This window comes from Nitrosospira sp. Nsp18, from assembly GCF_900103145.1.
Lineage (GTDB): Bacteria > Pseudomonadota > Gammaproteobacteria > Burkholderiales > Nitrosomonadaceae > Nitrosospira.
Map to the genome: position 1 here is coordinate 192,727 of NZ_FMWY01000001.1, position 8,953 is coordinate 201,679.

At 53.2% G+C, this 8,953-nt stretch carries 7 protein-coding genes; 6 read left to right on the forward strand and 1 reads right to left on the reverse strand.

Annotated features, from left to right (window positions below; translation table 11 throughout):
• Window positions 1-59 precede the first annotated feature (59 nt).
• Window positions 60-2,024 carry an acetate--CoA ligase gene (gene acs, locus BLS94_RS00885; RefSeq protein WP_072766123.1) on the reverse strand — a complete coding sequence of 655 codons (1,965 nt, stop codon included), beginning with the start codon at window positions 2,022-2,024 and terminating at the stop codon, window positions 60-62.
• A gap of 222 nt (window positions 2,025-2,246) precedes the next feature.
• On the opposite strand from acs, the gene rimP reads away from it, so the two are divergent.
• The 6 genes from rimP to BLS94_RS00915 all read left to right on the forward strand — a co-directional run.
• Window positions 2,247-2,675, forward strand: coding sequence for a ribosome maturation factor RimP (rimP, locus tag BLS94_RS00890; RefSeq protein ID WP_072766122.1), 429 nt, complete (start codon window positions 2,247-2,249; stop codon window positions 2,673-2,675).
• A gap of 29 nt (window positions 2,676-2,704) precedes the next feature.
• The gene (gene nusA, locus BLS94_RS00895; RefSeq protein WP_072766121.1) at window positions 2,705-4,192 is read left to right on the forward strand and encodes a transcription termination factor NusA; all 1,488 of its coding nucleotides are present in this window, start codon (window positions 2,705-2,707) and stop codon (window positions 4,190-4,192) included.
• Between the two features lie 17 nt (window positions 4,193-4,209).
• Window positions 4,210-6,825: a translation initiation factor IF-2 gene (infB, locus tag BLS94_RS00900; RefSeq protein WP_090957357.1), complete on the forward strand. Its 2,616-nt coding sequence runs from the start codon at window positions 4,210-4,212 to the stop codon at window positions 6,823-6,825.
• Between the two features lie 23 nt (window positions 6,826-6,848).
• Window positions 6,849-7,229, forward strand: coding sequence for a 30S ribosome-binding factor RbfA (gene rbfA / locus BLS94_RS00905; RefSeq protein ID WP_072766119.1), 381 nt, complete (start codon window positions 6,849-6,851; stop codon window positions 7,227-7,229).
• A 31-nt stretch (window positions 7,230-7,260) separates the two neighbouring features.
• Window positions 7,261-8,211 (forward strand): tRNA pseudouridine(55) synthase TruB, encoded by a 951-nt coding sequence (gene truB, locus BLS94_RS00910; RefSeq protein ID WP_256325226.1) that lies wholly within the window; start codon window positions 7,261-7,263, stop codon window positions 8,209-8,211.
• 300 nt (window positions 8,212-8,511) lie between these two features.
• On the forward strand, window positions 8,512-8,953 hold a 442-nt coding region (locus BLS94_RS00915), incomplete at its 3' end, for a transposase (protein WP_143021628.1).

The window sequence follows — 8,953 nt, forward strand, 5'->3', positions numbered from 1 at the left end:
TGAAGGCGATTATTCGTCAAGTTAATTGTATCGGTAAGCTATCCAAAACCAAACCCTTGCTATGCTATGGGTTGTTTCAATTGTTCAAGTATCGCGGGGTTTTCCAGCGTAGAAACATCCTGGGTTATTTCCTCACCTATAGCCAGCGTGCGCAGCAAACGCCGCATGATTTTGCCTGAACGGGTTTTCGGGAGATTATCGCCGAAGCGGATTTCATCGGGTTTGGCAATAGGACCGATTTCTTTCGATACCCAGTCACGCAATTCCATTGCAATATTGCGGGCATTCTCGCCCTCCGGGCGCTCGCCCTTGAGCACCACGAATGCGACAATGGCTTCGCCCCTGATTTCATCGGGTTTCCCCACCACCGCAGCTTCTGCGACAAGGGGGCTGGCCACCAGTGCGGATTCGATTTCCATAGTGCCTAAACGGTGACCGGCAACGTTCAACACATCGTCAGTGCGCCCCATTATCCAGAAATAGCCATCCATGTCACGGTTGGCGGAATCGCCCGCCAAATAGTACTTGCCGCCAAGTTCTTCGGGAAAATAGGTTTGCTTGAAGCGCTCCGGGTCGCCCCATAAAGTACGTGCCTGCGGCGGAAACGGGCGTTTGATGACAAGAAAACCGCCCTTGCCGTTAGGCAGGTCGTGACCTGCCTCGTCCACAATGGCTGCCATGATGCCGGGCAAGGGCAGCGTGCAGGAGCCGGGCTTGAGCGACACCGCGCCGGGCATGGGGGCAATCATATGGCAGCCCGTTTCGGTCTGCCACCAAGTGTCCACAACCGGGCAGCGGGACTGGCCGACAACAGTGTAATACCACATCCACGCTTCCGGGTTGATCGGCTCACCTACCGAACCGAGCAGGCGCAAAGAGGAAAGATCATATTTTCCGGGCAACTCGGGCCCCAGTTTGATAAGCGACCGGATCGCAGTGGGCGCCGTATAAAATGAGGTGACTTTATGGTCCTGAATTATTTTCCAGAAGCGACCGGCGTCGGGATAAGTGGGAACTCCCTCGAAGATGACCTGGGTGGCGCCCACTGCCAGCGGACCGTAGGTAACGTAGCTATGTCCTGTAACCCAGCCCACATCGGCGGTACACCAGAAAATATCGGTGGGTTTGTAATCGAAAATCCATTCCATGCTTGTGATCGCGCCCAGCAGGTAACCCGCTGAAGAGTGCTGCACACCTTTTGGTTTGCCGGTGGAGCCAGAGGTATAGAGCGTGAATAGCGCGTGCTCGGCATTGACCCATTCGGGCTCGCAGGTGTCGCTCTGGTCCCTGATCAATTCGTGCCACCAGATGTCGCGTGCCTGCAATTGCAGGTTGTCGTCACTGCGCTTATATACAATGACTGATTTCACGGACTCGGTTTTACCCATGGCGAGCGCTGCGTCCACTGCGGCTTTCAAATGGTTGACTTTGCCGCCTCGCCGTTGCTCGTCGGCGGTAATGACAGCCACTGCACCTGCATCAAGAATACGCTCATGAATGCTTTTGGAGGAGAAGCCGCCAAATACCACCGAATGAGTCGCACCAATGCGGGCACAGCCCTGCATCGCCACTACGGCTTCGATACTCATCGGCATGTAGATAATGACACGATCGCCTTTCCTGATGCCAAGAGATCGCAGACCATTGGCAAACCGGCAAACGCGACGATGAAGATCACGGTATGTGGAACGGGTGATTGAGCCGTCATCCGCTTCGAAAATAATCGCGATTTTGTCTGGCTGGGTTGCCAAGTGCCGGTCCAGGCAGTTGAACGAAACGTTCAGCTCGCCGTCATCAAACCATTTGAAGAAAGGATGGTTCGTTTCATCCAATACGCGGGTGAACGGTTTGTGCCACAATATGTGTTCGCGTGCCAGTTTGCCCCAAAATGCAGGAAGGTCTTTTTCAGCTTCGGCGCAGAGGGCGTGATAAGCTTCAATGCCCGCCACATTAGCTTGTTTAACAAACACCGGGTCCGGTGGAAAAATGCGCGTTTCATGCAGAATGGATTTGATTGCGGCCACGGGACGCCTCCGATGAGTTTTTATTTGGGAGATCGGTGAAATTGTATCATTCATAAATTCATAATATGTACCGAACCGCTGAATTAGCGCTAAACGGAAACAGATATTCCCTGGGCAACCAGTTATAATTCAACAGGGGTCTATTTCATTAAGTATAAAATTTTGCTAAAATAGCAATGACTATGGGCTCTTTCTAGCCCATTTTTTGTTTGTGCCGGCACTATGGATCTGTATGAATTGCTCGAATCGACCTTGACCGGGCTGGGCTATGAGCTCGTCGACGTGGAGCGGTCTGCGCGAGGGAAGATGTTGCGTGTGTTTATTGACAAACCCGACGGTATTACCGTAGATGATTGCGGGGCCGTCAGCAATCATCTGAGCCGCTTGCTCGCGGTTGAGAACATCGATTACGATCGGCTGGAAATTTCATCGCCCGGCTTGGACAGGCCGCTGAAAAAGGCCGCTGATTTCATCCGCTTTGCGGGTGAGTCGGTTAAACTGAGGCTACGTGTGGCGTTACAGGGTCAAAGAAATTTCGTCGGAATTTTGCGTGAAGTGAACGACGGGGTATTAAAGCTGGAAGTGGACGGAAAAATGCTTGATCTGGATCTAAACAATCTTGAGAAGGTTCGTCTGGTTCCAAAATTGTAATTATTCGAGAGAGATTGGCTGGAGGTAACATGACGCGCGAAGTTTTACTTTTGGTGGATGCGCTGGCGCGCGAAAAGAATGTCGAGAAAGACATTGTTTTTATCGCGCTTGAATTGGCGCTGGCATCCGCGACAAAAAAGCGTTTTCACGAAGACGCTGATGTGCGCGTGTCGATCGATCACCAGACAGGCGATTATCAGTCATTACGCCGCTGGCAGGTAGTGGCGGACGATGCCGTGGAAGAGCCTGCCCGTCAAATTCCGTTGAGCGAAGCATTGCAGCGCAATCCTGAAATCCAATTGGATGAATTCGTCGAGGAAGTATTGGAGCCGGTGGAGTTTGGTCGTATCGGCGCTCAAGCTGCGAAGCAGGTGATATTCCAGAAAATTCGCGACGCCGAGCGCGAGCAGATCCTGAGCGATTTTCTGGAACGTAAAGAATACATGGTTACCGGGACCATCAAGCGGATGGAACGCGGCAACGCGATCATCGAGTCCGGCAGGGTTGAGGCGGCGCTGCCCCGCGATCAGATGATCCCGAAGGAAAATCTGCGTGTCGGCGATAGAGTGCGTGCCTATTTATACAAGATAGACCGGACCGCTCGCGGTCCGCAGTTGATATTGTCACGGATTGCACCGGAGTTTCTTGTAAAACTGTTTGAACTGGAAGTGCCGGAAATTGAGGAAGGTCTGCTAGAGATCAAAGTTGCAGCCAGGGACCCAGGTTCACGTGCCAAGATTGCGGTCAAATCTCACGATCAGCGCGTTGACCCGATCGGTACCTGCGTAGGTATGCGGGGTTCGAGGGTGCAGGCGGTGACTGGAGAGTTGGCGGGAGAAAGGGTGGACATCATTTTATGGTCCGACGATCCCGCTACCTTCGTGATCAATGCGCTGGCGCCCGCCGAAATCAGCAGCATTCTGGTGGATGAGGAAAAGCACAGCATGGACATTGTGGTGGATGAGGATAACCTTGCCCAGGCTATTGGACGTGGAGGTCAGAATGTGCGGCTTGCGTCTGAGTTGACGGGCTGGGAACTCAACATCATGACGATGGAAGAGTCACAGGCAAAAAATGAAGAGGAATTTTCCGTACTCCGGCACCTCTTCATGGAAAAACTTGATGTGGATGAGGAAGTGGCTGATATTCTCGTGCAGGAAGGTTTTACCACGCTGGAAGAGGTCGCTTATGTGCCGCTCAACGAAATGCTGGAAATCGAGGCATTTGACGAGCAGACGGTCAATGAGCTCCGCACTCGAGCTCGTAACGCTCTTTTGACGGAGGCGATCTTCAGCGAGGAAAAAGTGGAGAATATAGCAGAAGACCTGCTTTCGCTGGAAGGTATGGATAGCCAGACAGCGCGTGAATTGGCGGCCAAAGGAGTGAATACTCAAGAGGATCTTGCCGATCTGGCTGTGGATGACCTGATTGAAATGGTCGAGATGGATGCTGAACGAGCCAGGCAGTTGATTATGGCGGCGCGCGCGCCGTGGTTTGCCTCGGCAGATAGGGCATAGGTTATTAAAGGTTATCAATGTCTCAAATGAACGTAGAACAATTCGCTAGTGAACTGGGTGTGCTTCCTGCAGTGCTGCTGGAGCAACTCCGGGCCGCTGGTATCCGCAAGCATCTGACTGAAGATAGTCTGACCGAAAGCGATAAAACCCAGCTTCTCGACTATTTGCGCAAAATCCACGGTGCCAACGAGGAAAAGGGCAAGATTTCTCTTCCGCGTCGGCAGACTTCCGAGATCAAGAAGTCGGATAGCACCGGTAAGGCCCGGAGCATCCAGGTGGAGGTGCGCAAGAAGCGTGTATTCGTAAAGGGCGACTTAACGACCGAGACAAAGGCGGCGGAGCCAGCCGCAACTTTCGTTCCGACTGCGACTACTGCGCCGATTCTCACGCCGGTGGTTGATGCGGCACAGCAGGCGTTGCGGCAAGAGGAAGCAAGAACACAGGCTGAATTGATTGCACGGCAGACTGCGGAACTGAGGGAAAAAAAACAACGGCAAAAGCCGGCAGCTAGCATCGAGGAAGTTGAGCCGGCAGCCGCAACCCCGGGCGAACCCGCGGCTACTCCTGAACCCGTACCCGCTGCGTCTGTCGGTACCCCAACTGTGGCGCCTGCGGTTGAGGCGGCCCAGCCTGCTCCAACCGAGGGAACATTGCATAAGCCGGTAGTCAAGCCGGAAGAGAAGGCGGCGAAGGCCGAGAAGAAAAAGAAGCAGACCAAGCAAGTGGTCTGGAAAGATGACAGGGTCGAGAAACGTGGAGGACTCAAGACGCGAAGCGATTTGTCCAGCGTCAAGGGTTGGCGTACGCGCAGAGATAGACACGGTAAAGCTACTACGGAAGATCAGGGCGCTCATAGCTTCTCCGTACCCACCGAACCGATTGTCCATGAGGTAATGGTGCCTGAGACCATTTCCGTCGGGGCGCTCGCGCAGAAGATGTCAATTAAAGCCGCCGAAGTTATCAAGACCTTGATGAAAATGGGGAACATGGTAACTATCAATCAGATGCTAGACCAGGAAACTGCCATGATCGTGGTGGAAGAACTGGGCCATGTCGCCAAATATGCGGCGCTGGATAGCCCTGAAGCCTTTCTTGCGGACACGGAACTACCCGGAGCGGGAATGAAGACAGAGCCACGTGCGCCGGTAGTTACCGTTATGGGCCACGTTGATCACGGCAAGACTTCGCTTCTTGATTACATACGTCGTACACGTGTGGCAAGCGGAGAAGCTGGCGGCATTACTCAGCACATTGGCGCCTATCATGTGGAAACTCAAAGAGGCATGGTCACGTTTCTGGATACGCCCGGCCATGAAGCTTTTACCGCGATGCGCGCCCGGGGCGCAAAAGTTACCGATCTGGTTATATTGGTCGTGGCGGCTGATGATGGCGTAATGCCTCAAACAATCGAGGCGGTACATCATGCCAAGGCCGCCAAAGTGCCGATCGTGGTAGGAATAACAAAAGTAGATAAACCTGATGCCAATCCTGAACGTATCAGGCAAGAACTGGTAACGCAGGGGGTCGTACCGGAAGATTGGGGTGGCGATACGATGTTCGTTGAAGTTTCCGCCAAGACTGGCCAAGGCATCGATTCATTGCTCGAAAGCGTACTGCTCCAGGCTGAAGTCCTGGAACTCAGGGCCGTAACGGATGGGCCTGCGAAAGGTATCGTCATCGAGTCGCGCCTGGATAAAGGCCGTGGCCCGGTGGCGACAATACTCGTTCAATCGGGAACTTTAAAGCGTGGTGATATATTGCTGGCAGGCGCAGTGTTTGGCCGAGTGCGCGCAATGCTCGACGAAAACGGCCGGCCGGTGGACCAGGCCGGACCTTCCATTCCGGTGGAAATTCAAGGCTTGTCAGAAGTTCCTGTCGCTGGCGAAACCGTAGTGGTGTTAACGGATGAGCGCAAAGCTCGCGAAATCGCGCTTTTCCGCCAAGGCAAATTCCGCGACGTAAAGCTTGCCAGACAACAGGCGGCCAAGCTGGAAAATGTATTTGAGCAGAAGGGTGAGGTCAAAGTACTCGCGCTTATCATCAAAGCCGATGTGCAGGGTTCTTACGAAGCGCTGACGCATGCACTGCAAGGGCTTTCCACCGACGAGGTCAGAGTTAATATTATCCACAGCGGGGTGGGGGCGATTACCGAATCCGACATCAATCTGGCGCTCGCGTCCAAAGCCGTTGTGATTGGCTTCAATAGCCGCGCGGATACAGTTGCGCGCAAGCTCATCGGTTCTACCGGAGTAGATGTGCGTTACTACGGTATTATTTACGAAGCTGTTGACGAAATCAGGGCAGCGTTATCGGGCATGATGACCCCCGACCGCAAGGAGAACGTTACGGGTCTGGTAGAGATACGCCAAGTATTTCGCATCTCTAAAGTGGGCGCGGTGGCCGGCTGCCTGGTGCTGGAAGGCGTCATCAAGCGCGGGTCGCTAACCAGGCTGATACGCAATGGCGAACTCATCCACACCGGCGAGCTCGACTCGCTGAAGCGTTTCAAGGACGACGTGAAAGAGGTGAGAGCGGGTTTTGAATGCGGTTTATCACTGAAAAACTTTAATGACATCCAGGTGGGGGATCAACTGGAAACATACGAAATCGTCGAAGTTGCGCGTAGCTTGTAACTGCCGCACCGGATGGGATCATCATGCCTAAAGATTATTCCCGCTCGCTGCGGATAGCCGACCAGATTCAGCGTGAACTCGCCGACTTGATTCGCAATGACCTCAACGATCCGCGTATTGGCATGATCACCTTGACCGGTGTCGAGGTGAGTCAGGATTACGCGCATGCCAAAGTCTTTTACACCACGTTGCGTAGCGAAAGTGACAATTTCCTAACCGGTAAAGGATTGGAGAACGCAACTGGATTTTTACGCAACCATCTGATGCATCGATTAAAGCTTAGAGTAATCCCGCAACTCCATTTCATTTATGATGAGTCGGTCGAGCGCGGTGTGCGTTTATCCCAACTGATAGATGAAGCCGTAGCGCAAGAAGCGCCGGCAAACGAACCGGATGATACCTGATCTGTGCCCGATCAGGTTTAGGTCACTTCTATTGATACTAAATCGTGTTCTAAAGCCCATACGCGTCAAACGTCACATCAGCGGCGTCCTGCTGCTCGACAAGCCAGCCCACATTTCGTCCAATCAAGCGTTGCAGATAGCCAAACGCATCTTTGCAGCGCGTAAGGCCGGTCACACAGGCACGCTTGATCCGATGGCAACCGGGCTGTTGCCCATTTGCTTCGGGGAGGCTACAAAGTTTTCGTCGGCATTGCTTGGGGCGAACAAGACCTACGACGCGACGCTGAGGCTGGGCTATATCAGTACAACCGGCGATGCCGAAGGTGAAATTTCAGTTGCAAGCGAAATAGAACCCGGGGATTTGCAGTTGGCGCCGCAGCAGATCGAGGCAGTGCTGAAAAGGTTTACCGGCACGATCATGCAGGTGCCGCCGATGTATAGTGCCCTGAAACATCAAGGGAAACCCATGTATGCTTACGCAAGGGAAGGATTGGAAATCGAGCGGCAACCACGTGAAGCCATCATTCATGATTTGCATATCGAGGTCATCGAGGGGAATGATTTACGCATCCTGGTCAAATGCGGTTCGGGTACTTACATCCGCACACTGGCTGAAGATATAGGCAAGGCGCTCGGATGCGGTGGGGCATATCTCACCCGCTTGCGCCGAAGCATTGTTGATAATTTTGACTTATCGCAAGCTTATACGCTGGATGCGCTTGAAGCTATGCCGCTGCCGCAGCGAGACTGTTGTCTGCTTCCGGTCGATATTTTCATGCGGGACTTGGCGACCGCTACACTGGATGCTGCGGCGGCGGCATCATTGCTTCAAGGACGGGTGATCTGCAACTATTTCTCGCAGGATCTTTTATCTGAGGGACAAAAGATTCGATTGTACGACCAAGCTAAACGTTTTCTAGGATTGGGGAAAATAACCGCGGGGGGCGAAATCGCCCCCAGTAGACTTATAGGGAACGTTTAAACCAGCCCGTTGGAGGTAGAGCAAAGACGTTTTCGCTGCTTCCCTGATACCGGTATATTTTTGCCGGATCACTCATCCAGAAGTGGTGCTTTGGCGGCCTAATCTGATCTGATAATAATTGGCTGACCTGATAACGGTTGATTACGCTGCACTGACCCCACCGATCTAGTATTGAAACACGTTAATTAGTCGTCCCTGAAATACGTCCGCAAGCCTTACAGATATTAACGTTGAGGGGTATACAAGGTCTGAGGAAATTGCCAGAATTGGCGTTATTTCCCTCTGATTTCTGGTGAATTCATGAAGCCTAAAAAGCAAGAGACGAGTACCTGCGACGACCTGTTTCGCCTGCGGTTGGAGCAGATACTGGATCAACGTCACGCCTTGTACCGGTTAGCGGACAAGATTGACTGGAATACAGTAGAAACCCGCTTTGGTGGGCTGTACGCAGAGGAAGGCCGCCCCGGCATCCCCATCCGGCTCATGGTTGGATTGCACTATCTCAAACACACCTTCAACGAATCGGACGAAACCGTTGTGGCACGCTGGGTAGAGAACCCCTACTGGCAACACCTCTGCGGGGAAGAATACTTCCGCCACACCCTGCCGATAGACCCCAGCCAAATGACCCGGTTTCGGCATCGGATTGGCGAGGCGGGTTGCGAATTCATGCTTGGCCTCACCGTCCGGACAGGACTTGCCACCCAAGCCGTATCCCTCACCTCGTTTGCAGTGGTGAATG